The 25,455-nt window shown below is 56.2% G+C and carries 18 protein-coding genes; 14 read left to right on the plus strand and 4 right to left on the minus strand.

All coding sequences use genetic code 11. The annotated features are described in order from the left end of the window. Positions 1-156 precede the first annotated feature (156 nt). The 5 genes from BVU99_RS16565 to BVU99_RS16585 all read left to right on the plus strand — a co-directional run bounded on the left by BVU99_RS16565 (position 157) and on the right by BVU99_RS16585 (position 4,959). Positions 157-1,308, plus strand: a complete 1,152-nt coding sequence (locus BVU99_RS16565; protein WP_033645813.1) for an FAD-dependent monooxygenase — start codon at positions 157-159, stop codon at positions 1,306-1,308. Further along, positions 1,305-2,099, plus strand: coding sequence for an alpha/beta hydrolase (locus BVU99_RS16570; protein ID WP_025302741.1), 795 nt, complete (start codon positions 1,305-1,307; stop codon positions 2,097-2,099). Before BVU99_RS16565 ends, BVU99_RS16570 begins: the two co-directional genes overlap by 4 nt. Positions 2,100-2,165: 66 nt before the next feature. Further along, positions 2,166-2,867, plus strand: coding sequence for an Asp/Glu racemase (locus BVU99_RS16575; RefSeq protein ID WP_170310522.1), 702 nt, complete (start codon positions 2,166-2,168; stop codon positions 2,865-2,867). Between the two features lie 9 nt (positions 2,868-2,876). Beyond that, on the plus strand, positions 2,877-3,506 hold the full coding sequence (locus tag BVU99_RS16580) for an N-carbamoylsarcosine amidohydrolase (RefSeq protein ID WP_033634448.1): 630 nt from the start codon (positions 2,877-2,879) through the stop codon (positions 3,504-3,506). Between the two features lie 142 nt (positions 3,507-3,648). Then, entirely contained in the window at positions 3,649-4,959 is a 1,311-nt protein-coding gene (locus BVU99_RS16585) for an MFS transporter (RefSeq protein WP_016927840.1), read from the plus strand. A 125-nt stretch (positions 4,960-5,084) separates the two neighbouring features. Here the strand turns inward: BVU99_RS16585 and BVU99_RS16590 are convergent, their stop codons facing one another. Further along, the gene (locus BVU99_RS16590; protein WP_025302738.1) at positions 5,085-6,500 is read right to left on the minus strand and encodes an aldehyde dehydrogenase family protein; all 1,416 of its coding nucleotides are present in this window, start codon (positions 6,498-6,500) and stop codon (positions 5,085-5,087) included. A 105-nt stretch (positions 6,501-6,605) separates the two neighbouring features. On the opposite strand from BVU99_RS16590, the gene BVU99_RS16595 reads away from it, so the two are divergent. Continuing rightward, entirely contained in the window at positions 6,606-7,502 is an 897-nt protein-coding gene (locus BVU99_RS16595; RefSeq protein WP_025302737.1) for a LysR family transcriptional regulator, read from the plus strand. 107 nt (positions 7,503-7,609) lie between these two features. Here the strand turns inward: BVU99_RS16595 and dcp are convergent, their stop codons facing one another. Continuing rightward, a complete protein-coding gene (gene dcp, locus BVU99_RS16600) occupies positions 7,610-9,811 on the minus strand; it encodes a peptidyl-dipeptidase Dcp (RefSeq protein WP_099816815.1) in 2,202 nt (733 codons plus the stop codon). A 300-nt stretch (positions 9,812-10,111) separates the two neighbouring features. Here dcp and BVU99_RS16605 point away from each other — a divergent pair, with 300 nt between their 5' ends. The 8 genes from BVU99_RS16605 to BVU99_RS16640 all read left to right on the plus strand — a co-directional run bounded on the left by BVU99_RS16605 (position 10,112) and on the right by BVU99_RS16640 (position 21,755). After that, positions 10,112-10,402, plus strand: a complete 291-nt coding sequence (locus BVU99_RS16605) for a hypothetical protein (RefSeq protein ID WP_049208108.1) — start codon at positions 10,112-10,114, stop codon at positions 10,400-10,402. Between the two features lie 362 nt (positions 10,403-10,764). Further along, a complete protein-coding gene (locus BVU99_RS16610; protein ID WP_050505189.1) occupies positions 10,765-12,291 on the plus strand; it encodes a hypothetical protein in 1,527 nt (508 codons plus the stop codon). Between the two features lie 18 nt (positions 12,292-12,309). Continuing rightward, positions 12,310-12,759 (plus strand): toxin-activating lysine-acyltransferase, encoded by a 450-nt coding sequence (locus BVU99_RS16615; RefSeq protein WP_025302733.1) that lies wholly within the window; start codon positions 12,310-12,312, stop codon positions 12,757-12,759. Between the two features lie 17 nt (positions 12,760-12,776). Then, complete coding sequence (locus tag BVU99_RS16620) at positions 12,777-16,583, plus strand: AMP-binding protein (RefSeq protein WP_099816814.1); 3,807 nt, start codon at positions 12,777-12,779, stop codon at positions 16,581-16,583. Beyond that, positions 16,583-20,728, plus strand: a complete 4,146-nt coding sequence (locus BVU99_RS16625) for a non-ribosomal peptide synthetase (protein ID WP_099816813.1) — start codon at positions 16,583-16,585, stop codon at positions 20,726-20,728. The genes BVU99_RS16620 and BVU99_RS16625 overlap by 1 nt, the downstream gene beginning before the upstream one ends. 244 nt (positions 20,729-20,972) lie before the next feature. Then, complete coding sequence (locus BVU99_RS16635; protein ID WP_016927848.1) at positions 20,973-21,233, plus strand: hypothetical protein; 261 nt, start codon at positions 20,973-20,975, stop codon at positions 21,231-21,233. Between the two features lie 24 nt (positions 21,234-21,257). Then, the gene (locus tag BVU99_RS25150; RefSeq protein WP_016927849.1) at positions 21,258-21,425 is read left to right on the plus strand and encodes a hypothetical protein; all 168 of its coding nucleotides are present in this window, start codon (positions 21,258-21,260) and stop codon (positions 21,423-21,425) included. Between the two features lie 105 nt (positions 21,426-21,530). Next, a complete protein-coding gene (locus BVU99_RS16640; RefSeq protein ID WP_154892309.1) occupies positions 21,531-21,755 on the plus strand; it encodes a hypothetical protein in 225 nt (74 codons plus the stop codon). 186 nt (positions 21,756-21,941) lie between these two features. Here the strand turns inward: BVU99_RS16640 and BVU99_RS16645 are convergent, their stop codons facing one another. Then, positions 21,942-24,041: a peptidase domain-containing ABC transporter gene (locus tag BVU99_RS16645; protein ID WP_016927850.1), complete on the minus strand. Its 2,100-nt coding sequence runs from the start codon at positions 24,039-24,041 to the stop codon at positions 21,942-21,944. Further along, entirely contained in the window at positions 24,034-25,320 is a 1,287-nt protein-coding gene (locus BVU99_RS16650; RefSeq protein ID WP_049295529.1) for an HlyD family secretion protein, read from the minus strand. The genes BVU99_RS16645 and BVU99_RS16650 overlap by 8 nt, the downstream gene beginning before the upstream one ends. Positions 25,321-25,455: the final 135 nt, after the last annotated feature.

Below are 25,455 nucleotides of genomic sequence, written 5' to 3' on the forward strand. Positions count from 1 at the left end.
TTAACATGAGTTTAACAGTAATACGCCGTCAATTAGCGTGAGCGAGATCTGATTTAACACTTTTGCAACTTTGCGTTATCTAGCGCATACACTATAAATCGATCGTCCAGCCACGCGTTGGGCCTACGCTGAAAAAAGCCAACAGACAGGGGAAACATGATGAGCAAACAACCACGCATCGCCGTCGTCGGCGCCGGGCTGGGGGGCGCCGCCGCCGCCGGGCTGCTGCAAAAAGCCGGCTTTACCGTCGATCTGTATGAACAGAGCCCGGCGTTCTCACGCCTTGGCGCCGGCATTCACATGGGGCCGAACGTACTGAAGATTTTCCGCCGTCTCGGTATTGAGCAGCGGTTGGAGCAGATGGCGTCTCATCCCGATTTCTGGTTCAGCCGCGACGCCGAAAGCGGCGACTACCTGTCGCGCATCGAACTGGGCGCCTTCGCCCGCCGGGAGTACGGCGCCGCCTATGTGACGGTGCACCGCGGCGATTTGCAGGCGTTGCAGCTCTCCGCGCTGCAGCCCGGCACCCTGCACTTCGGCAAATGCCTGAGCAAAATTGAAGATCGCGGTGACGAGGTGGTGCTGAACTTCGTCGACGGCACCTCGGCCCACGCCGACATCGTGATCGGCGCCGACGGCATCAATTCGCGCATTCGTGAGCACCTGCTGGGCGCTGAAGCGCCGACCTACAGCGGCTGGGTGGCCCACCGCGCGCTGATCCGCGGCGAGAAGCTGGCGAAATACAACCTGACGTTCGAAGACTGCGTGAAGTGGTGGTCGGCGGATCGCCATCTGATGGTCTACTACACCACCCAACGGCGCGACGAGTATTACTACGTCAGCGGCGTGCCGCACCCGGCCTGGGATTTCCAGGGCAGCTTCATCGACAGCAGCCGCGAAGAAATGTTCGAGACCTTCGCCGGCTACCACCCGATCGTGCAGGCGCTGATCGAATCCAGCGAGCAGGTCACCAAATGGCCATTGCTGAACCGCAAACCGCTGCCGCTGTGGAGCGAAGGCCGTCTGGTGCTGCTCGGCGACGCCTGCCACCCGATGAAACCGCACATGGCGCAGGGCGCGGCGATGGCGATCGAAGACGCCGCCATGCTGACCCGCTGCCTGCAGGAAACCGGCCTCGGCGACTACCGCACCGCCTTCCAGCTGTATGAAGCCAACCGCAAGGAGCGCGCCTCCCGGGTGCAGGCGGTGTCCAACGCCAACACCTTCCTGCGCACCCAGGAAGATCCGGCCTGGGTCTACGGCTACGACCTGTACGCGCAAGCGCTGAAATCGGAGAACGCCGCATGAGCACCTTCCTCTACGGCGCCCACGTTCACGCCAACGACATTCGCCAACACTATCTGCGCTACGGCGGCCACGGCCCGGCGCTGATCCTGGTCCCCGGCATCACCAGCCCGGCGATCACCTGGGGCTTCGTCGCCGAGCGGCTGGGGGAAAAATACGACGTCTACGTGCTCGACGTGCGCGGCCGCGGTCTGTCGTCCAGCGGCCCGGAACTGGCTTATGACGCAGAGACCTGCGCGCAGGACGTCAACGCCTTCGCCGCTGCGTTGAACCTGGGCAGTTACGCCCTGCTCGGCCATTCGATGGGCGCCCGCTTCGCCCTGCGCGCCGCCGCTCTGCAGCCCGCCGGCGTGCGGCGGCTGGTGCTGGTCGATCCGCCGGTTTCCGGCCCCGGCCGCCGCGCCTATCCCGGCCAATGGCCGTGGTACGCCGACTCCATCCGGCAGTCGCTGCCGGGCATGAGCGCCGAGCAGATGCGCGCCTTTTGCCCAACCTGGAGCGAAGAGCAGCGCCGGCTGCGCGCCGAGTGGCTGCACACCTGCTACGAGCCGGCGATCCAACGCGCCTACGACGATTTTCATCAGGTGGACAGCCACCGTGACTACCCGCTGCTGACCATGCCGACGCTGCTGATGGCCGCGGGCAAAGGCGGCGTCATTCAGCCCGAAGACCGGGCAGAGATCCGCGCGCTACAGCCGGAGATCGCCATCGTCGAGGTCGAGAACGCCGGACACATGATCCCGTGGGACGATTTCGACGGCTTCTTCCGCGCCCTGGGCGATTTTCTGGATTAACTGAGGAACACCGACATGAGCAACCACTACCGCATCGGCCAGATCGTGCCCAGCTCCAACACCACAATGGAAACCGAGATCCCGGCGATGCTGGGCGCGCGCCAGCTGATACGCCCGGAGCGTTTCACTTTTCACTCCAGCCGCATGCGCATGAAACACGTCAATAAAGAAGAATTGGCGGCGATGGACGCCGAGTCCGATCGCTGCGCGCTGGAGCTGTCCGACGCGCGGGTCGACGTGCTCGGCTACGCCTGCCTGGTGGCCATCATGGCGATGGGGCTGGGCTATCACCGCGAATCGCAGGCCCGGCTGGCGCAGGTGACGAAAGACAATCAGGCCGCCGCGCCGGTTATCAGCAGCGCCGGCGCGCTGGTCAACGGCCTGAAGGTGATCGGCGCCAAACGCATCGCGCTGGTGGCTCCCTACATGAAACCGCTGACCCAGCTGGTGGTGGACTACATCCAGCACGAAGGCATCGAGGTCAAGGTGTGGCGCGCGCTGGAGATCCCGGACAACCTCGACGTCGGCCGGCACGATCCGGCCAGGCTGCCGGGGATCGTCGCCGAGATGGATTTACGCGAGGTCGATGCTATCGTGCTGTCCGCCTGCGTGCAGATGCCTTCGCTGCCGGCCGTCCCGACGGTGGAGGCCCAAACCGGCAAACCGGTGATCACCGCCGCCATCGCCACCACTTACGCGATGCTGACCGCGCTGGAGCTGGAGCCGATCGTTCCCGGCGCCGGCGCCCTGCTGTCCGGCGCCTATTGAGGAGGCAGAATGAACGACACCCTCAGCGACAACTATCGCGGCGTCTGGGGCCAGCGCATCGGCTTCGGCCGGCGCCCGGCGCTGCTGGCGATCGATTTTATGCAGGCCTACACCACCGAAGGCGCGCCGCTGTTCGCGCCGGGCGTGGTGAGCGCGGTCGAGGAAAGCCGCGAGCTGCTGGCCTGCGCGCGCCGAACAGGAATTCCGGTGATCCACACCCATATCCGCTATCATGCAGGCCATTTTGCCGATGGCGGCCTGTGGGTGAAGAAAGCGCCGGTGATGAAAGACATGGTGGCGGGCAACCCGCTGGCGGCGTTCTGCCCGCCGGTGGCGCCGCTGGCCGATGAGGTGGTGCTGAGCAAGCAATACGCCAGCGCCTTCTTCGGCACCGCGCTGGCGCCGCTGCTGGTGGCGCAAGGGATCGACACGCTGCTGATGATCGGCTGCTCCACCAGCGGCTGCATCCGCGCCAGCGCAGTGGACGCGGTGCAGCACGGCTTCCGCGCCATGGTGGTGCGCGAGTGCGTCGGCGATCGTCACCCCGGCCCGCACGAAGCCAACCTGTTCGACATCGACAGCAAATACGGCGACGTGGTGCACAAACGGGAGGCGCTCGACTACCTGAACCGGTTATGAGTCAACGATTCACCTGCAACGACAATAACGAAGGCGCAGACAGCACCTCACGCGACCGCCCGAAACAGGGCGGCGTCCATGCAACGCAAACACAACAGGCGCCTCCTGCGGAGGCCAACACGCACCACCTGGAGACAACATCATGGCCATTGTCGACACCCCGCTGGCGGGGAAAGCGGACGCAGAATCGCTGCTGCTGTACCGCAAAATCACCTGGAAACTGATCCCGTTTCTTTGCCTGTGTTACCTGGCGGCCTACCTCGATCGCATCAACGTCGGGCTGGCCAAGCTGCAGATGGCCGACGCGCTGCAGCTGAGCGAAGCGGCCTTTGGTCTGGGCGCCGGGCTGTTCTTCGTCGGCTATATTCTGTTCGAGGTGCCGAGCAACCTGATCCTGCAGCGCGTCGGCGCCAAGATGTGGATTGCCCGTATCATGATCACCTGGGGGCTGCTGTCCACCGCCACCATGTTCGTCACCACGCCGACCCAGTTCTACGTCATTCGCTTTCTGCTCGGCGTGGCGGAGGCCGGTTTCCTGCCCGGCGTGCTCTTTTACCTGACGCTGTGGTTCCCGACCTATCGCCGCGGCCGCATCATCGCGCTGTTCATGATCGGCCTGCCGCTCTCCAGCGTGATCGGCGGGCCGCTCTCCGGCTGGATCATGGGCCATTTCGACATGCGCCACGGGCTGCACGGCTGGCAGTGGCTGTTTTTGCTGGAGGGCATTCCCAGCGTGCTGTTGGGCGTGTTGACCTTCTGGCTGTTGCCTAACACTTATCAGCAGGCCAAGTGGCTGACGCCCGAGGAAAAACAGCGCATCGCCGACGATCTGGCGCGCGACGACGCCGAGGCCGATCACGGCAAGCACAGCTTCCGCGACGGCTTCTTCAACCTGAAGGTGTGGATGCTCGGCGGCATCGACTTCGCTATTCTGCTCAGCGCCTACGCCATGGGCTTTTGGATGCCGACCTTCATCAAAACCGCCGGCGTTACCGACATCACCACCATCGGTTACCTGACGGCGATCCCCAGCGTCGCCGCCCTGCTCGGCATGCTGCTGATCGGCAGCAGTTCCGACCGGCTGCGCGAACGGCGCTGGCATATCATCGTGCCGTTTATCATCGGCGCGCTGGCGATGGCCGGCAGCACCTTCTTCACCCACAATGCGCTGGCCACGGTGCTGCTGTTCTCCATCGCCCAGGCGGCAATCATCGGCGCAGTGCCGGTGTTCTTCAGCCTGCCGGCCACCTTCCTGCGCGGCACGGCGGCGGCGACCGGCTTCGCGCTGGCCTGTTCGCTGGCCAACATCGCCGGGCTGGTAAGCAATTCGCTGATGGGGCTGGCGCTGGATCTGACCGGCAAGAGCGGCGGCGCGCTCTGGGCCTTCGCCGGCTGCCTGCTGCTCAGCTCGCTGCTGGTGGTGGCCCTGCCGGCCAAGGTGGTGAACCGCTGAGCGTTAATAGAAAGGGGAAAGGCGCAAGACAATGACAATGATGATAAGGAACCGTTGTCTGCTTTGATTCTTGCGCCGTTTTCTCCCCATAACAGGACATGTCAATAACGACGATGGGCTCTGGGTTACCCCACCAACAACGTTTTTGCTTCCAGATAAGCCTGCATCCCCCATTTGCCCATCTCGCGCCCCAGCCCGGACTGTTTGAAACCGCCAAACGGCGCTTTAGGTTCATGATCCAACGTGTTCAGCAGAACACGCCCGGAGTCAATCTGCTGCGCCACCCGCACCCCGCGTTCGCGATCGCCGCTTAACACCAGCGCACTCAGCCCGTAGGCGGTGTCGTTGGCGATCGCAAGCGCTTCGGCCTCATTGTCGTAAGGGATGATCACCAGCACCGGACCAAAAATTTCTTCCCGGGCAATGCGCATCCGGTTATTGCCCGCAAATACCGTAGGCTTCACGCACCAGCCTTTATCCATACCCGATGGACGGCCAACGCCGCCAACCAACAATGTCGCCCCTTCTTCCTCGCCCAAGCGGATATAATCCTGCACCCGTTGCCACTGTTTTTGGCTCACCATCGGGCCGATTTCCGTATTTTCATCGCGCGGATCGCCCGACCGGACTTTGCCTACCGCGTCGGCAATCGCCTGTTCAAACTCCGCCTGACGGCTGCGCGGCACCAGAATTCGCGTGCCTGCAATGCAGGCCTGGCCGCTATTCATAAAACCGGCGGCAAGCGCCAAAGGCACGGCCTGCATGACATCCGCATCGTCCAGGATCAGCGTCGGCGATTTGCCCCCCAGTTCCAATGTCACCCGTTTCAGCGATTCTGCACCGCTTTCTACGATATGTTTGCCCACCGCCGTGGAACCGGTAAACGAGATCTTGGCAATATCGGGATGTCGATTAATGACCTCACCCACCACCTCGCCTCGCCCGGTGATAATGTTAAATACCCCGGCAGGAATGCCCGCGTCGTGCAACGCTTCGGTGATAACCCGCGTTTGCATCGCGCTCATTTCGCTGGGCTTGATCACCGCGGTGCACCCTGCCGCCATCGCCGTCGCCAGTTTGTTGCAGATAAACCCGGCATCGCTGTTCCATGGCGTAATCAGCCCGGCGACGCCGACAGGCGTCATGATGACCTGCGCCTTACCCGCCTGTTCCGTAAACTCGAAATTTTCCAGCGCGTCGATCGCCTGAGCTATCGCGTCCGCCGGGTAGCTGGCCATCCAGCGCCCACGAATTTTGGGCGCGCCATATTCCATCACGACTGCGTCCATCAGCTCATCTTCACGGGCCATAACCGCTTTGTGCATACGGCGCAATACGGCAAGGCGTTCCGCCTTACTGGTCTTGGACCAGTAAGGAAATGCGGCCTTGGCTGCGGCAATCGCCCGCTCGGCATCCACCTCGTCCGCCAGACGCACAGTGCCAATCACGTCTTCTGTCGCCGGGTTAAACAGCGTGAAGCGTTCTTCACCGTGGGGTGTCACGAATTCACCGTTGATATAAATGCTGTCAATTTTTTGCATGGTGCGCTCCACATGTTCCGATTAGTCAAACGAGTATAGAAACAGATGATCAATACGATAAGTGGGTCTATCCTGTACGAACTGTACCGATAATCGGGATAATCTATGCATCGCAGTGGACTGACAGAGTTGGAAGTCGTGTTGGCGGTGGCGCAGCGACAAAGCTTTCGCGCCGCCGCACGGCAATTAGGCATGTCGGCCACCGCCGTCAGCAATGCGGTGGCCGGGTTGGAAAGCCGCCTGAAAATACGTCTGTTTAACCGTTCGACCCGCAGCGTGGCCCTGACGCCGGCGGGCGCGCGTTATGTAGAACGAATCGCCCCCGCTCTGGCCGAGATTCGGCGTGCATCAGAAGAGATCGCCACCCAACCCGACGCGCCAACCGGCACGCTGCGCATCAGCGCACCGCAGGAGTGCGTCTCCCTGCTCTACGAACCGTTGATCGAAACGTATTTGCGGCGTTACCCGCAAATGCGGCTCGATATCACCAGCGAATCAAGAATGGTGGACATTGTGGCGGAAGGTTACGACGCGGGGATCCGTTTGGCGGAGTCCGTCCCGCAGGACATGATCGCCGTGGAGCTAACGGGAGATATCCGCATGTTGGTGGTCGCTACACCAGACTATTTCGCTGAACATGGCATACCGCAATCGCCGGAGGATCTGTTACGGCACAAAAGCGTCGGGATGCGTATGTCACACGGAGGGATTTACCATTGGGAATTGGAACGCCACCAACAGAAACTTCGAGTCAACGTACCGCCGCGCATTGTATTGAATGAAATGCGCGCCATTCATCGTGCCGCATTGAGCGGTGTGGGGATTGCCTTCGTTTCAGATTGGTTTGCCCGTGAAGATATCGCATCAGGTCGTCTTATTAGCGTACTGGACGAATGGTGCCCAGCTTTCGGCGGATTGCGTCTCTATTATCCCGGCAGACGACATGTGCCTCCGGGGCTCAAGGCATTTATCGATTTGGTGCATGAAATTCAGGCCAGGTAGCTTGTCTTCTCTCTGTCGACCAGAAAACGGCACCGCCAAACGTCGGAATGCGACCGGCATTTGGCGTGCCGTTGGTTTACTCACTCTCCTTGTTCATACCCTCGGGACTATTCGTCCTTCAGCCCGCGGTTGATCAGCATCGGTTCGATGCTCGGCTCTTTGCCGCGCCAGTCGATGTACAGCTTCTCCAGATCCTGGCTGTTGCCGCGCGACAGGATCATGTCGCGGAAGCGCTGGCCGTTTTCGGCGGTCAGGCCACCGTGCTCGGTGAACCACTGGAAGGCGTCGTCCGCCAGCATTTCCGTCCACAGATAGGCGTAATAGCCCGCGGCGTAGCCGTTACCCCAGATGTGCTGGAAATAGCTGGAACGGTAGCGCGGCGGCACGTAGCTGAGATCGACCTTGTCTTTTTGCAACGATTCGGCCTCGAACTTGTCCACGTCTTGCTGCGGCTGGTCGGCGGTCAGCATGTGCCAGTGCATGTCCAGCAGCGCGGCGGACAGCAGCTCGGTCATGCTGTAGCCCTTGTTGAACTTGTCGGCCTTCTTGATCTTGTCGACCAGTTCCTGCGGCATCGTCTCGCCGGTCTGATAATGCTTGGCGAAGTGGCTGAACACTTTCGGATCGCTGACCCAGTGCTCGTTGAACTGCGACGGGAACTCGACGAAATCGCGCGCGGTGTTGGTACCCGACAGGCTCGGGTATTCCTGATCGGCGAACATGCCGTGCAGCGCGTGGCCGAACTCGTGGAACATGGTGATCACGTCGTCATACGACAGCAGCGCCGGCTGCCCCGGCGCCGGTTTGGTGAAGTTGGCGACGTTGTAGATCACCGGCTTGGTGCCGTTGAGCTTCGACTGATCGACGAAGTTGCTCATCCAGGCGCCGCCACCCTTGTTGTCGCGCTTGAAGTAGTCGGTGTAGAACAGCGCCAGCGATTTGCCGTCCTTGTCGAACACTTCATACACCTTAACGTCCGGCTGGTAGACCGGAATGTCCTTGCGTTCTTTGAAACTGATGCCGTACAGCAGGTTGGCGGCGTAAAACACGCCGTTGTTCAGCACGTTGTTCAGCTCGAAGTAAGGTTTGATCTGCGATTCGTCCAGATCGTACTTGGCCTTGCGCACCTGTTCGGCGTAGAACTGCCAGTCCCAGGCCTGCACCTTGAAGTCGCCTTTCTGCTGATCGATCACCGCCTGAATGTCTTTGGCTTCACGCTCGGCGCGCGCGGTGGCCGCCGGCACGATGTTGCGCATAAAGCTCAAGGCGGCATCCGGCGTCTTGGCCATCTGGTTTTGCAGCTTCCAGGCGGCGTAGTTCGGGTAGCCCAGCAGTTTGGCCTGCTCGGCGCGTACCTTGGCCAGACGGGAAAGGGTCTGGCGGGTATCGTTGCCGTCGCCCTTCTCCGCGCGCGTCCAGGAGGCGTCGAACAGCGCTTGGCGGGTGTCGCGATCTTTCAGGCTCTGCAGCAGCGGCTGCTGGGTGGTGTTCTGCAGCACCAACAGCCACTGTTTCTCCAGCTTGCGCTCGGCGGCCGCCTGCGCTGCCGCGGCCAGCTCACCTTCGGACAGACCGTCCAGTTTCGCCTGGTCGGTTATCGCCAGCGCGCCGTTTTTGCTCGCCGCCAGCAGTTTGTTGGTGAACTGGGTGCTCAGCGTCGCTGCTTCCTGGTTCAGCGCCTTCAGCTTGGCCTTGTCGGCGTCCGACAGGTTGGCGCCCGCCAGCTCGAAGTTCTTGTAGGTCACTTCCACCAGCCGGCGCGATTCCGGATCCAGCTTCAGCGCATCGCGATCCTGATAGATGGCCTTGATGCGCGCGAACAGCTTGCCGTTGAGCATGATGTCGTCGTTCAGCGCCGCCAGCATCGGCGAGGTTTCTTCATCCAGCTTCTGCAGCGCATCGCTGGTGTTGGCCGAGGTCATGGCGCCGAACACGTTCATCACCCGCGTCAGCAGCGAACCGGCCTGCTCCAGCGCCACGAAGGTATTCTTGAAGTTGGGCTTGGCCGGGTTGTTGGCGATCTTCTCCACCTCTTCCCGCTTTTGCTTGATGCCCGCCTCGATCGCCGGCGCGTAGTCGCTTTCCTTGATCAGGTTGAACGGCGGCGCCTGGAACGGCAGACGGCTTTGATAGAAGAACGGGTTTTGGGTCTTTTGCTTGTCGTGCTGATTGGCTTCACCGGTCACGGTAGCCTCCTTCGCCTGGCCGCTGGGCAGGGCACTATGGTCGGCGTGAGGTTGGGTTTCTGCTGCCTGTGCCTGCGAGCCCAGCGCCATGCCGATCGCCAGCACCAATGTGGATAAACGCATCAAATCGAAACTCCTCCATGTTCACGGAATAAGGTCTCGGGGAATGGCTCCCTCAGAGTCATCACCTAGCTTAGGCGCAGTTGGCAGTTTGAGCAAAAACAAGTGATTAGAAGTTAACCGCCTCGCCGACCGCGGCCAAACGCTTCTTTGACATCTTTATTTTTCATCATCGACACATAGTCACAAAAGGTAATCATTTTATGATTAATTAATTCAATACCATGATAAATAAAGAGGAATCATAAAATACCCTGTTGACTTATCAGGTTACCCAATGTAACTTGATGTAAATTTTGATTAATGGAGCTAATCAAATTGCACCTTATAACGGAAATAGTTCTTATTGTCATTTTCATCCTCATTATCAGTGCGATCTATAAAAACGCGAAGAAAAAAGGCGTGCGCACGTACCACATCGTTATGCTGTTCTTGATATTTCCCCTTGCCGTATTTTTAGACTACTGCCTGCAGCGCCAGGCGATCCTTTTGGATACGGCCGCCCTTAAAACCACGGCCAGTTATGGTTTGCCGATGGCGATTATTTTTTCGCTTGTTTTATCTATCACCTCTCGCAAGAAGGAGTTTAAATGAGAGCCTTAACGGAAGTTGAATTGTCATGTATTAACGGATCTGACGGCAACGATTCTTATAATCCGACTTCGCTCATTGTCGGTAGCCTGAGCACAATAGCGAAATTACCCACCCCCGTATCCTTAGCCGTGGGCGTCGGGACGGAAATAGCTATTCAAGCCGCACCACACATGCCGGTTAACGTTGCTATTCCACAGGTTCCTATGGGCCCAACCTGGAATGGCAGTGGCGGTGGCCGCCCTTCACCTTCGTCTTCACTTTCAACACCGGATTCATCAAATTAAAAAAACAGTCTTATTATTCCTTGTGCAATAAGGCCGGGATTTAACTTACTCTGCACCAATAAAAATAACGATTAAAAAATGACAAAGCTCGCCATGCTTCACGAAAGCTTGATCCCTTTCGTCGCAAAAAAGACAGGTTCTCAATTACTCTGGCACAATGCATTAAGCCCTGCTGAACAAGACGAACTGAAAAAAGAGACCAGCTATCTCATCGAAGAAAATAATCGCCATGCTATTTTTGATGATGGTACGCCGCGCTTAAACGATGAAAAAGTCTTTTTCGCCGAACGTTATGGCGGCGGCGCTATTTCGCGCAACGGCGGCGGAGCACGCTGTGGCTTTGATGGGCGTTGGCAGGTTAAAGGTATTGGGGCTAATGCGTTAGTCGGTCAAGGGGCAAAGCATGTCGATGGCGAGTTGACGATGACCGGCGCAGTATTGGAGGCATTATGGGGGAACGTCATGGCCAAACTGCTGCCTTACGGTGCCGTGCCCAATCAGGCGATCTTGGTGACCGATAGCCCCTTAGCCGCCATCTCTCCTGAATCGGCGAGAAGTCCCCATAACCGCAAGGCGTTGCTGGTGCGTGAGCCCGTCGTGCGCCCTGCACATTTTTGCCGCGCACCCTACTATCATCCTCATGATGCGATGCAAAGGCAGCCTTCGGATATTCAGCGGGTCGAAAAGCTGATTGTCGCCGCGCCGGCTTTTCTGCCTCGTCCCCCGGAGTTTGACGCCGCAAGCTGGTTGGCATTGCCCCAGGAAGAACAAGCATTCTACGGGCTCTGCGAGCTTGCCCGGCGTCTCGCGACGCAGATCGCGTACTGCCGCACCCGGCATTTGGTGATGATGACCTCACCCTCCAATTGCGATATGGCCGGTAGGCTGCTGGACTTTCATGGTGTCCGCAGTGTTTTTCCCGCAGAACGTCGCGATCCCGGGCGCAGCTACATTCAACACAACAAGCTCAATGAAGACGCCCCTTTGTTGCTGAGAGGCTTGCAAGATCTCGCTTTTTATTTAGCCAAGCATCAATTCGGCCCGGCATTTCTCGCGGCAGCGCACCAAGGCATCGGTGCGGCCTTCAACATGGCCTATAAACGAGCCTGCCTGCTGGATAATCTCGGTATGGCGGGTTTTGACCCTGCATTTTTACAACGCCTGCCTCTCACCGCCGAGTGGTTCTCCTTAGGCGAACGCTTGCAAAAAATGTTCGATTTGGCTCCCGGCGTCTTTACCCGTCGACAAGGTCTTGGCCTGGGGAATGCTCATCCGGCGATTGCCCTATTGCACCGGCTCATCGACGCACCCGTAAGGGTTCCCGCCGAACAACAGGGTACGACCGCGGAGGAGAGATTTTCTCTGGCGTTCCGTCGGTTATACGCGCAATACCTTCAGGAAACATCAGCAGCTCAAACCTCCGCCGGATTACAACTGGCGATGAAGCAGACCGTCACCAGAAGGTTGGGTTCCCGCACGTTCATGCGCCGTGAAGTGATTTTTCAAGAAATTTCCGGCTGGCGCGGCGAAGTCAGCGAGATCACCGAACAATTGCAAACCTATCTCGACCGTTTCGAGCGCCAGGCGATCAACGTATTACAATAACAACGCTGAGGATATTTCGTGAGTTTTATCAAAGAAAACCAGCAGGGTAAAAGTAGGTTCAGTCAATACGAGAGCCTGGGCTTCGCCGTTAACTGTATGTTGATGAATAAAAATTACAGTTTGTACCATATAAAAACGTTGCAGCTATGGACTCAGGAAGCGATTAATCAAAACCAATTTAAAATATTATTCGACCATTTGGATAACCCGATAGGGTATATAACCTGGGCCTACCTGAGAGATGAGACGCTGAGTCGATTTATTAACGATCCGCAGTTTCTTCTCCATAACTCAGAATGGGATGAGGGCGGTACGCTGTGTATTTTAGATTTTTGCTGCAAGCCAGGCAGCGCGCATTTATGTTTGGAACACCTTAAAAGAGTTCACCCCATCGTAGAACGCCGCACGGTTGTGTGGCGCTCCCGCCGAACGGGCAGACTGATGACTGTAAAAAATAAAGAAAAATAATTGTCAGGGATGAGGCAATGAGCAAACATCAATTACTGGATTCACAGGCAGGATTTTACTATGGCACCAAGATCGGCGATGATAAATCGAGCTATAATATCGCGGAATATGTCGAAATAAATCACACTCTCGATATCGCAAGAATGAAACGTGCTATTCATCGTGTCATCAGCCAAACCCCTACGCTGCACGTTCTGTTTGATGAGAATAACGGCACGCCTTATCAATATTCCGTCACCGCCAATATCTCAGTGGAATGGGTAGATCTTTCGCAGAGCGCCAACGATATGGCCACCGCTATCGAATTAATGGAAGCGGATGCTAAGCGCCCCTTCTCGCTGAACGCAGCGCCATTATTCAGACAAAAAATCATCAGGCTGGGTGAGAAACGCTTTCTGTGGTATTTCTGCAGCCACCATCTGCTGCTTGATGGTTACGGCACTTATTTGCTGATCCATCAAGTGGCGCAGGCCTACCGAGACCAGACACAACAACCGCAAGACGTACCGGCGATCGATGCCTTGCTCAGGGCTGAATCTGAGTATAAACAGTCAGCCGCCTATCAAGCAGACCGACATTTTTGGCAAGCGGCCAGCGCCTCACTGCCAGACCCGATGACATTAGCCTGCGCCAATATTCCCTCGGGACAGACCATCCGCCATGTGACGTCGTTGCCCTATCCTGCCGAGCGCCTTGCGCTGCAAACCGAACATCCTTCCTGGCTGGCGCGCACTTTTGTAGCGGTGATGGCGTATTTGTACCTATGTACCGGCGAGAAGCAGCAAACGATCGGCGTCCCTATGATGGCGCGAACAGACGCCCTGTCGAGGCAGGCGCTAACCTGCAAGACCAACGTTGTTCCTTTGACTCTCGATATTGAGGACACCGCTTCATGCCGACAGTTGGCGCAAACCATTGAACACGCGCTCAAGCAACTCAAGAAACATCAAGCGTTTCGTTACGAAGAGATAAAAAGTCTGAGGAGCGTCGCCAGCCGCTCGCCGTTGTTCAACATCGTGGTCAATATCATTCCCTTTGAAGCGGCAGCCTCATTCTCTCCCGCTCAGCGTAGTGAAATCCGTAACTTACGCTCAGGAGGCGCGCAGGATCTGGTCTTCAACATGCGTCCCGATCTCGATAACCAAACGCTGCGGCTGGAGATCGATGCCGACTCAGGGCTTTACGATGCGGCCAGTCTGGTGCGGCACAGCCAGGGGATACAGACCTTGTGCACCTTGCTGTACGACGATCCGGAAAATCTTTCCGTCGCGGCATTGCGACAACGTTTCCCGCTCTCGCTGCTGGGTAAAACAGCCAACGACAACGTGGTCGATATCATGCAGCGTATCGATCGTGCCGTCGTTCAAGCGCCGCAACGCACGGCGATCCTCACGCCTGAACACGCTTCGTCATCGCTCAGAACGCTGTCTTATGCCGTTTTGCAGCAGCAGTGGCGTGCGCTGGCCGATGTCCTGGCTCCCGTTCGCGCCGCACATACCGTACTGTTGCTCGACTTGCCGCAAGGGCCGGAGGCCATCATCTGCATGCTTGCTGCGTTGCAATTGAAAATGCCCTTCGTCAACCTGAATGCCAAAGGGGATGGAGCGGCTTACCGTCAACTGCTTGAACAGTTTAGCGACGCTATCCTGATTACCGATCGCACGCGTCCCTCCGTTCATTCCGAGCCTGGCGCATTGGCGCATTGGCGCGCATCGACACTCAATATGCCGACGGATTTCGCACACTTCACCGTGTTTCGCCGGCAAACATCGACTGAGGCGCCGGCGTTCCCGGTCGGTACCAGCTATATCATGTTTACCTCCGGTTCGACGGGAATGCCTAAAGGCGTGATAGGCGCCCGACATGCTCTCAACGTTTTTGTCGATGCGGCGATAAAATGCTATGGCATTCAACCGCACGAACGCGTGTTGCAATTTGCGCCCTTGCATTTCGATGCCTGCATCGAAGAAATTTTCATGACGCTGGGGGCCGGCGCCCACCTGTGTATCGCCCCCGAGACCGTCAAGCACAGCTTTGCCGCTTTCTTCACATTCTGCGACGATCATCAAATCAGCCTGTTGGATCTGCCGACCGCCTACTTTAATGAAATGCTGTTCGCCTCCGGCGGTGAACAGACGCTACCGCCGGCCGTCACTACCGTTATCATCGGCGGCGAAAGCCTTTCACCGCGAGCCAAAGAACGCTGGTTCGCGCACTACCCCAAAGGCAGGAAGTTATTCAACTCCTACGGCCCAACCGAAACAACCGTGGTGGCGACGGCCGCAGAAATCAAAAACGATGGCGCCGCCGTGACGATAGGCACACCGCTGGATGGTATATACACGGCGATCGTCGGCGAGGATCTCAGGCCGTTGCCGCTCGGCTGCAGCGGCGAATTACTGATAGCCGGAGCGACCGTCGGCCTGGGATATTGGCATCAGCCAACGCTGAGCGCGGAAAAGTTCGTCACCCTTGAGGCCAACGGCCATCTCATGCCCGCCTTTCGTACCGGCGATATCGCCTGCCAGCGCCAAGATGGGCAGTTGGTGTTCCTTGGCCGCAAAATTCGTGAAGCGAAAATCGCCGGGCAGCGCGTCAATATGGGTGAGATAGAAAGCTGTCTGGCCCGCTTGCCCTCCATTGTCGAGATTGCCGTACTGGCCAAAAGCGGCGACGCGGGAACGGAACTGTACGCGCATTATCACAGCCGGCAGCCGCTCAGTGAGGCAATGCGCCGCACACTGTACGGCGAACTGCCCAATGCCCATATTCCTCAGCGCTTCGTGCATCATCCAACGCCGCTGGTCAAACTGGCTAACGGCAAGATTGATTATCGCACCCTGGAGAGACAATCCCGGATGCCTGAACCCACACGGGAGTTGCGTTCGACGACATTCAACACCCTGGTGCATGAAGTTTGGCTGGCGACGCTGGGCAGTGACGATGGCGACTTCTTCACGCTCGGCGGCGAGTCCCTGCAGGCCATAAAAATCATTAACGTGCTTAACGCCCACTGTCGGTTGGATCTGAACCTGAGCGACATTCTTGAACATCCAAGACTCGCCGATTTCTGCCGACACCTGACGCAGTTGGCCCATGCACGCTATGGTCTGGATCCGCAGCATCTGGACATCCGTTGCGCTATCGGCCGCTGTCTATCAACCGAGGCGCCGACCAGCAGCAGGCTGTTTATTCAATCTCCCGAAGGCACAGATGAACGGCTTTTATTGGCCGCCCTCGCCGACAAACGCGGTGTGGACATTCTGTCACCGCAGGCGCTGCCGTTGCCTGCTGAATGGTCGCTGAACGCGGCCATATTCAACGTACCGAACGAAGCCACTCAATATGCCAGTTGGCTCGATGCACTTTCGGCCCTGCTGCACACCCTGCCCGGCCGAGTTAACCACATGATCTTTATGCATGATACGGCCGGCGGAGCCAAACTCACGCAAGGCCTGCTACGCGATTTCCGGCATGAGCGACTACTGTTGCTGCATAAAGTCGATGCGCGCCGCCAAGCCGTCGACGCCGGTGTTACAGAGTTGATAGCCCTCTCTGCGCGGCTGGGTTATTTCCCGCACATTCGGTTCGATACGGCCAATGAGCGATTGAACGGCTGCGTACTGAGGATCTTCGGTTTCGATGATGGCGAGAATATCGACCATCGCGCCGCCTTCACAATGGCGCAGCGGAGAAACCCGGGAGTGCAGTTGTGTAGCTTAGCGCATTGGCTGAATTTGATTTCCGCCCACAGCGACAAACGCCCGAATAAAAGCGGTCGAACAGCGAAAACTATCGACGTCAACATGGAAGGAGCGCACTGATGAGCGTCATCGGCTTGATCAATCTGATGGAAATGGCGAAACAGGGAGCAAAATTCGGCGAGCTGTCGCCTCGACGCCAAACCATCGAGCATGTTGACGCCGCCGCACTCAGTGCGGTGCAGGAAGACATTACCGCATTTTTATCTGTCTGTACGCCAGACAATTCAGAGCGGCACACCGGCGAGAAGCCTTGTTACACCGTCAATCACTACGCGGGCCAATACCTGTGGCTGTATGAAAACTTCACCAAGAACAGCCCGCTGTATAACATTCCGATCGCTAAAGAGATCCTGGGGCCCTTTGAACCCGAGCGTTTGCTCGCCGCGTTGAAAAAACTGCTCAAGCGGCACGGTGCGCTTTGCGGCCGCTACCGGCTAGACGGTGAAGCCATCACCGTTGACATCGTGCATCCTGATGAAACCATTTTCGAACACAGCCTCGAGGACATCAGCAGGCTGAACAGTGAAGAGCAGCAAGAAAATATGCTGGCGGCGCTTAACGCCCAGTGTACGATTCCGTTTGACCTCGCGGCTGAGTATCCCCTGCGCTGCCGGATCTTGAGAAAGAGCGCGCAGCACCACTATCTGTTCTTGACCTTCCACCATTGCGTGGTCGACGGCTGGACGGCCAATTTGCTGGTGGATGAACTGAGCCGTGACTATCAAGCGTACGAAGAGCATTGGCATTATGACAACGGTCAGGCGTTTTTCCGCTATCTTGAAGACCCTTTCCTCGCCGTCGCCAATGTCGATGACAGCATGGCGTTTTGGCGCGATGAACTGGATGGTGCGCCGGAAAAACACGCGCTTGAATACGATATCGCCATCACCGCGGCAGGCAAAACACAGAATATCGTCAGAACATCGCTGACGAACGAACTGCAGCCGGCCCTGGCCCAGTTAGCCAAACATAACGGTACGACGCTGTTTACGCTGTTGCACTCCGCCTTCGCGTTACTGATTGCCAGAGAATCGGCGACGGATCGCGTAGTCATCGGTAGCCCGATCGCCAACAGGAACGAGCCGACGTTAAACGACGCCGTTGGCAGCTTCGTCAACACGATCGCTCACCAATTTATCATCACTGGCGACAACAGTTTCACCGCGCTGCTGCAAAAGAACGCCAATAAATTTGCGCGCGCTTTCAAACATCAGGGATTGCCCTTCTCTTACCTGGTTGAACAACTCAAGCCCACGCGCGGCAAGTTCCACCCCATTTTTCAAATCATGTTCGTCTGCCAACATCGCAAAAGCAACGAGCTAAATCTTGGCGGTGCGCAGGTTAACACCCTGCCAAGACGCTATGCGCCGCCCAAGTTTGATCTGGTTCTGGAAGTGATTTCCGGCGCAGAGGGCATTCAATTGGAGTGGCAATACAACGCCAAGCTGTTTACGCCGGAGCGTATTAACGGATTGGCGCAAGCTTACGCATTGCTGTTGCAGCAAATTGCCTGCGATCCTTCGCGGGCCGTCGACCACTATTCGCTGGCGCCAATGGCCGATAACCGGCAATTGCGGCAGCTCTCCGTCGGGCAGGCGATGCCGGTATGCTTGCGGCAACCTCTTTCCGATCGGCTGTTACGCGCTGCCCACCAGCATGGGGATCGCCCGGCGTTGTTCGAGGGAGATCAGGTGTGGCATTACGATCGGCTATTGCAGCACGCCGGCCTCGTGGCGCATTGGCTGAACGCCCATACCGCTCCAGGCGCGCTCATCGCCATCGATCTTCCACGCGGCGCTCATCAAGCTATTGCGGCGCTCGGCGTGATCCTCGCCGGACGCGCCTACTTGCCGTTGGCCGAAGGATTACCGGATGCCCGCGTAGCGGCCATTATGCGAATATCGGGTTGCGCCTGGGTTTTGAGCAATCGGGCTCACCATCGCGCCCGCTATCCGCAGACAACCCGCCTTCAGGATCTGGAGGCGCTGTTTTCTCCCTCTGCCACAGGCACAGCAACCTTCCCATCAGGCGAAGCGGAAGCACTCGCCTATGTCATTTATACATCGGGGACGACAGGTACGCCAAAAGGCGTGGCGATGGAACACGGCGCCGTCACCAATACCTTGCTGACCATGAATCAACTGTTTAACGTTTCACATCGTGACAACGTATTGGCGCTCGCCGACCTGGCCTTCGATTTATCGGTCTATGACCTGTTCGGCAGTTGGCTAGCCGGCGCATCGGTAACCGTGTTATCGCCGCACGACGCTAAAGAGCCGTCAGCATGGCTACATGCGATACGCCAGCGGAAAATCAGCATCTGGAACTCGGTTCCCGCCATCTTACAAATGCTGGTGCAATACTGCGCACAAGAAAACATCCTGTCGCTGCCTCAACTGCGGCATATCTGGCTGAGCGGCGATCGTATCTCTCCGCGGCTGATCGCCGAAGCACATCGGCTTTGCCCCAACGCCACCATCACCAGCCTTGGCGGTGCCACCGAAGGGGCAATATGGTCAATTTATCATCCACTTACACGAGATACGCACTACAGAAACGCCATCCCCTATGGAACCGCATTGCCGAATCAAAGCATGTGGGTGTTGAATGAAAAACTCGAGCCGTGCGGTTTCGGCGTTACCGGCGACATTTATATCGGTGGCGTTGGCGTTGCCCGCGAGTATTGGCGCGATAGGCAAACCACCGCCGGCAGCTTTGTTCTTCTCCCAACCACCGGAGAACGCGTGTACCGCACCGGCGATCGTGGCCGTTGGCATCGCAGCGGTTACATCGAATTCCTCGGCCGCGAAGACCAACAGGTGAAACTGCAGGGTTTTCGCGTCGAATTGGGTGACGTCGAATTCGCGCTCAAAAGCAGCGAACTGGTCGCTGAAGCGTGCGTCGTCTGTCGCGATGAAACCAGGAACGGCACACCGTATCTGGAAGCCTATTTCACATTGACCGAGGCGGGGAAAGCCAGCGTCCAGGCGGAGCAAAGAATACGCGAGCAGGTTACGGCCGCATTGCCCGCGTATATGGCGCCATCCCACTATCATCTTATTGAACGTTTCCCGCTTTCACGCAACGGCAAATTGGATCGCACCTTGCTATCGCCAGGCACCGAACGGAGCCAGGCCAGCGATGCTGTTCCCGCCGCGTCCGCGGAACTCATGCTGCTACGTGAGTTGTTGGCGGATACGTTAGGCTGTGCTCCAGACAAGATCGACCCCTATGCCAGCTTCTTCAGCAATGGCGGCAGCTCGCTTTCCGGCATTACGTTTTTGGGTAACATCAAGCGCGCCCTTAATGTGGAATTAACCCTGGCGGAAATCCTTGGCTACTCACAGCTCGATAAACTTGCCGAGCGTCTGCGCGATAACGCGCCCCTGCCGTTATCGATGTTGTCCGGCGCAGCCGATCGCCCCTCTCTGCCCACCTTGTATTTGGTGCATGGTGCCGGTGGCCAGGTACATCAATATGCAAAGTGGATAAAACAACTTTACGCCTGCGCCAACATCATCACCATCGCCAGCCCGGGGTTGGCCGCGCCAGGCGCAGACGACACACTCACCCTGCAGCGATTGGCCGCCTCCCATTTGGCGGCCATACCGCGTGCCAAACGCGACACTGCCGTTATCGCCGGCTGGTCATTGGGCGGCCAATTAGCTGTCCATATGGCGGCGCAGGCTACGGAACAAGGCGCGCCCTTTGCGCATGCGGTGCTTGTCGACAGCGGTTTGCCCGCCCAGCACCCCTCAGTGAATCGAGGTTTCAGCGTGGCGCAAAGTTATCTCAGCCTGTTCGACTCTCTCGGTATTGCGCGCCATTTGTGTCGGCATCAAGAAACGAACGCGATAGACAGCTTCGCCAACGAGATAAAAATGCACTATGCGCTGAATCAGAGCGTGCTTGCGGAGAAGATCACGCTGGAACATGCCGAAGCCTTTTGTTGGGCGCTGAAAAAATCCTTTGATCTGACGAATAACGCCGGCCCTCTGCCACAGATAGCGATACCGCTGACGCTTTGGCTCAGCCAGCAACGTCAGCGTAAACACCCCAATCTTGCACAACGCTGGGAGAGGCAATCCTCTCATGACGTTCAACTCAATTATTGTGCAGAAACGCATTACAGCATTTTAAACAACGCTCAACTTCTTCGAGCGCTGACGCGGATGCTGCGCGCGTTGTCCACATCATTGGAATAACGCGAGAAGATACCCCTGGCCAATCAAACCTATCGAGGCACTGATGAAATTACCCAGCAGTTGGATTTTTTTGTTCTGCTTTTACTACACATTCATGGATATTTTTTATTCGTTATTTTTTTCCGAAGACAGGAGGTTTACCAGCACAATCATTCAATCCTTTATCTTTTCAACCTTGCTAGTGGCATTTTTCTGGTATCGGAAAACTGCAAAAACCAAAAACCAATAATATAAGGAAGTCGTTATGAGAGAACTTACGATTAATGAAGTGAACTTTATCGCAGCCGCTGGGGATTTCAGCTATGCGGAGCTGGGCGGGGCCGTCGCGGCCGGCGCGGTTGGTGGGGCGATGACCGGCGCCATGGCTGGCGGTGTCGGTGCCGGCCCAGGCGCTGTTGCCGGTGCCGTTATCGGTGGTGCCGCCTATACCGCAGGCAAAATGGTGGAATCCATGTTGGGTGGCAATAAACAAACATCGACGAACAATCCTGCCGACAGTAACTAATACAGGAAGATTCGTGTTCATCATATGAAAAAGTCACTTATTGTATTGTTCGCCATTTTAATTGGGCTTGTTGCTGGCACGATTGCGGATTATTTCACCCTCAATCGCTTCTTGAAATACGCCCTTATCGCCGTTGCCGTTATCGGCACGCATAAATTGCTCAATAGCGATCGCGGGCAACGCTCGGCATGATAAACGTGGCTTATTTGAAAATTTAATGATTAAGGAGCAAATATGCGCAATCTTACCTCTGAAGAATGTTCAATCATTTCCGGTGCAGGAGATCGCAGCGGTACATTGACGGTTTCCGCGGAAACGGTCGGCGCAGCGATCGGCGGTGGCATCGGCTCTATCGGTGGCGTGGCGGGCGGCGTTGTCGGCACCATTGTCGGCGGTGCTGTCGGTAACTATGTCACTGGCGATCGTGCCCCCGGCTCTGTTGGCCCATCAGGCATTCCCTGGGGCGGGAGCAACGGCGGCGGTACCATGTGGGGGAACAACAACAATACCGATTCGAACTGATCGGGGCCCTGCCAGCCACACGGCTGACCTCCCCGGTTAACGTTGGCTTCAGCGCCTAAAGCGTCATTTCATGCCAGGGTTATCGTTATGATAACCCTTTTTGTCATGGGCCCACCACAGGGTGAGCAGCGCGGTTGGCGTAGCGAAAATGTCGAGATGAAGAAGCCAGGTGAAGCGAAGCTGACGTTACCCGAGTTGAATGACTCTATCCGCAGAGGCAATCGTCGATGGACGGTGCGCAATAATCACGCGGGTAATGTTCAGTTGTGAAATAGCGCGGTTAATATGTGTTTCATTATCGAGATCCAAGTGGCTGGTCGCTTCGTCCATAAACAGAATGCTGGGGCGACGATAGAGCGCACGGGCTATCAATAAACGCTGTTTCTGTCCGCCAGAAAGGCTTCCCCCCAATTCGCCGATCAATGTTTCGTAGCCCATCGGCATGTTTTGAATATCATCATGCATATTGCAACGCCGTGCGCACGCCTCAATACGTTTCAGATCCATTTCGGCGTCAAATCCTGAAATATTTTCAGCGATAGATCCCGCCAGCAGCTTGTCATCTTGCAGCACGCAAGCGATACATTGGCGATAATTATTAACGCCAATGTTGCTGATATCCATACCATCGACCAGCACGGCTCCTTCATCCGGCGACAGCAACCCACACATTAACTTCATCAATGTGGTTTTACCCACGCCGGAGGGGCCGACAATCGCCACGCTTTCTCCCGCGGCAATGCTGAGATTCAAATCCGTGATAATGGGTTTCGCCAAACGATCATACTGGTAGCGCAGATTCCGCACCTGAAGCTCTGCGGCGTTGCCTTTTGTGAAGAGCTGACGCGCGGGCATTTGCGGTTCCGGTGACGAAAGCACAATGTCCGCCACCCTTTCATTGTGCAAGCTTAACATTCGCAGCTGAAGCATCATGTCGATCAAGCTGCTGGCACGCTCCGAGAACTGCCCACGGTAGGCGTTAAACGCGATAAACATGCCGATCGTCATTTGATTGTCTATGACCAATGCCGCGCCGAGCCAAAGGATGATCACCTGATCGCAGGTGGCAATAAACGCCCCCAAACCGCCAAACATCATGTTTAACTTGGTCAGCTTGATACCCGCATTGATCGTTTCTACGTTTAGATTCAGCCAATACTGTGAACGGGTTTCAGATAACCCCAACGCCTTTAACGTACTGATGCTATATAACGTCTCCATGAAATGAGACCCGGCCCGCGCGCCCTTCACCAACTGCTCTTCCGACAGCTGCCGATAATGTTGATAAGTCGACAGCCTGAGAATGACGTATATCGCCGTAAAGCCGAGCACCACCCAAACTAACCAGCCGCCATAGAGCAGCATCATGACAAATACCCCGACAGACATGATGCCATCAATAATGCTGCTGACGATGCTGGTAGTGAAAGTCGCTCTTATCGTATCCAATGAGCCGAAACGGGATTGAATATCACCCAACTTGCGCTTCTCAAAGAAGGAAAGCGGCAATTTCATCAGATGATCAAACACTCCCGCCTTCCATTGCACGTCTATCAACGCGCCCATGACGATAGAGATCCATGAGCGCAACATGGATACGCCGGTGCGGAATAAAATAAAGAACAGCAATCCTATACATATCAGCGCTAAAAGATCATGATCGCCGGCCAAAATCACATGGTCCATGACCAACTGCGTACCAACGGGCAACAGCAGATTAACCGCTTCAATCACGATCGACAGACAGAAGATCTTTAGCAAGGCTCCCTTAAGGCCGCGCACATTGCTCATCAGCTTACGAAAGCGCAATCTGCTTTGCTGTTTGATCGGCTGAAATTCACTGTCTGGCCATAGCTCAAGCGCTACGCCGGTAAAATGCCGCGACAGTTCATGCAACTCCAGCACTTTACGGCCAAAGGCAGGATCATGGATCACCGCCCGTCCTCGGCTGACACTGACAAGCACCACGAAATGCTTCATGTCCCAATGCAGAATACAGGGCATTTTCAACGCTTTAAGCTCATCGATATTCAGCGATAACGCTCTGGATTGCAGCTTGAGGGCGCTCGCGATGTCAATCAACGCGGAGAGCGTCGCCCCGCGTGAAGAAAAGCCGTAGCGGCTGCGCAGATTAAACAGATCGATTTGCAAACCATGGTAATGGCATACCATCGCTAAACTGGCCAGCCCGCATTCCGAGGCTTCAGTTTGCAGGATCTGCGGCACTTTGCGGCGCAGCGACAAATTGAGTTTGCCCTTTAGCGCGTCTAAATAAGATTCAGTCATTGATTGGCCCCATCAGGCTGTTTTTCATATCGTAGAAAGGTGAGAACATCCATTGATATAGAGGCCTTTCTTCCAGAAACAGCGTGGATTGAGCCCGCATGCCGTTAGTGAGCTGCAACGCTTTGCCCTGGTAACTGACATGCGTTTTATCCAGGGAAACGGTCACCTTGTAAAAAGATGCCGTTTGCGCGCTGGGTTGATGCACGGGAGAACTGCTGTAAGTTGACATTTCTTGAATGGAGGCCGGTACATAAGCGATGCTTTCTATTCTGCCGGGAAACTGACCGAACTTCTCATAAGGGAAAGCGTCATAGCGAATGTTAATGCCGTCCCCCGCTGAAACATAAGGCACACTGGTGTTCGGCAACCATAAAACTAGCTGATAAATCGCGCCGTTACGTGGAATAATCTGTACCAAGCTGTCACCGCTATTGACCATCTGACCCGGCGTAACGCTGAGAGACTCAATGCGGCCATCGCTTGGGGCGTTCACGATCAATGCGCCGCTGGCATCGGCTTCCGCTAACTGCCGTTGCAAATCATTGCGCTGAAACTGGTACTGCGAAATTTGGTTATCAAAATCTGCCGCGCGCGTAACGATGTCACTTTCCAAATTCGTAATTTGCAACGACTCCTGAATGTGTTGACTATGCAAGTTTTGGAACAGACTTTGTTGTTGATAAAATGAATAGGTTTGCCCGCTAAGCTGATCTTTGGTAATCAGACCGCGTTGCTGATATTCCTTATAGGAACGCATGTTGTCCTGAGCAAATGCCACCCCCTCTCGTGCATTATCCAACAGCTGTTTGGACTGCATATGCGCCAATTCATACTGTTTTTTTTGCGCGCGTAGATTTTCCAGCGTCATACGCTTGTTGTCTTGCAACTTAAGAATGATGCTGTCGACATGTTTTAACTGGTTTTCAAGCGCCAGGCGCGTATTGGCGCTCACTTTCCCGTTATCCGTCACTCGGCTGACATCAATCTGATAAAGACGCTGGCCTTTTTTAACCACATCCCCCACTTCGACGAAGCGTTCTGAGATAAAACCCTGTTGGGGCGCAAACACGTTGACTGAGCGGGGGAAGGTGGTGATTTCACCATAAACATTAATGCGGCGTGTATAATGACTGAATATAAGAAAAGAGAGGAAAACAAGAATAAATAAAAACGATAAAAGACCAAAGCACCAGGCAGGCAAGCCGTTTATCAATAAAGCCTTACCCGCCCATTTCGCCCGCTGATGATCCGTGGCTTCCTGTCGAAACAAATCACGCATGACATCCCTTTCCAGAAATAAAATTCAAGCCAGCCTTGGCTCGTAAAATGCGGAAGCATATCGAAAAACAGCAGCAGAGATTAAAACAGATCTGTTGTTTTTAATTAGCGATATCGTAAAGATAATTATTCTCAT

Origin of the sequence: Serratia sp. OLAL2 (genome assembly GCF_002752475.1) — a bacterium.
Lineage (GTDB): Bacteria > Pseudomonadota > Gammaproteobacteria > Enterobacterales > Enterobacteriaceae > Serratia > Serratia bockelmannii.

Excerpts from the sequence above, each read along its gene's own strand:
- BVU99_RS16580 (WP_033634448.1), top strand. The coding sequence starts at position 2,877 with ATGAACGACACCCTCAGCGACAACTATCGCGGCGTCTGGGGCCAGCGC.
- dcp (WP_099816815.1), bottom strand. The coding sequence starts at position 9,811 with ATGCGTTTATCCACATTGGTGCTGGCGATCGGCATGGCGCTGGGCTCG.
- BVU99_RS16570 (WP_025302741.1), top strand. The coding sequence starts at position 1,305 with ATGAGCACCTTCCTCTACGGCGCCCACGTTCACGCCAACGACATTCGC.
- BVU99_RS16635 (WP_016927848.1), top strand. The coding sequence starts at position 20,973 with ATGAGAGAACTTACGATTAATGAAGTGAACTTTATCGCAGCCGCTGGG.
- BVU99_RS16565 (WP_033645813.1), top strand. The coding sequence starts at position 157 with ATGATGAGCAAACAACCACGCATCGCCGTCGTCGGCGCCGGGCTGGGG.
- BVU99_RS16575 (WP_170310522.1), top strand. The coding sequence starts at position 2,166 with ATGGAAACCGAGATCCCGGCGATGCTGGGCGCGCGCCAGCTGATACGC.
- BVU99_RS16620 (WP_099816814.1), top strand. The coding sequence starts at position 12,777 with ATGAGCAAACATCAATTACTGGATTCACAGGCAGGATTTTACTATGGC.
- BVU99_RS16650 (WP_049295529.1), bottom strand. The coding sequence starts at position 25,320 with ATGCGTGATTTGTTTCGACAGGAAGCCACGGATCATCAGCGGGCGAAA.
- BVU99_RS16645 (WP_016927850.1), bottom strand. The coding sequence starts at position 24,041 with ATGACTGAATCTTATTTAGACGCGCTAAAGGGCAAACTCAATTTGTCG.
- BVU99_RS16610 (WP_050505189.1), top strand. The coding sequence starts at position 10,765 with ATGACAAAGCTCGCCATGCTTCACGAAAGCTTGATCCCTTTCGTCGCA.
- BVU99_RS16625 (WP_099816813.1), top strand. The coding sequence starts at position 16,583 with ATGAGCGTCATCGGCTTGATCAATCTGATGGAAATGGCGAAACAGGGA.
- BVU99_RS25150 (WP_016927849.1), top strand. The coding sequence starts at position 21,258 with ATGAAAAAGTCACTTATTGTATTGTTCGCCATTTTAATTGGGCTTGTT.
- BVU99_RS16595 (WP_025302737.1), top strand. The coding sequence starts at position 6,606 with ATGCATCGCAGTGGACTGACAGAGTTGGAAGTCGTGTTGGCGGTGGCG.
- BVU99_RS16585 (WP_016927840.1), top strand. The coding sequence starts at position 3,649 with ATGGCCATTGTCGACACCCCGCTGGCGGGGAAAGCGGACGCAGAATCG.
- BVU99_RS16605 (WP_049208108.1), top strand. The coding sequence starts at position 10,112 with ATGGAGCTAATCAAATTGCACCTTATAACGGAAATAGTTCTTATTGTC.
- BVU99_RS16590 (WP_025302738.1), bottom strand. The coding sequence starts at position 6,500 with ATGCAAAAAATTGACAGCATTTATATCAACGGTGAATTCGTGACACCC.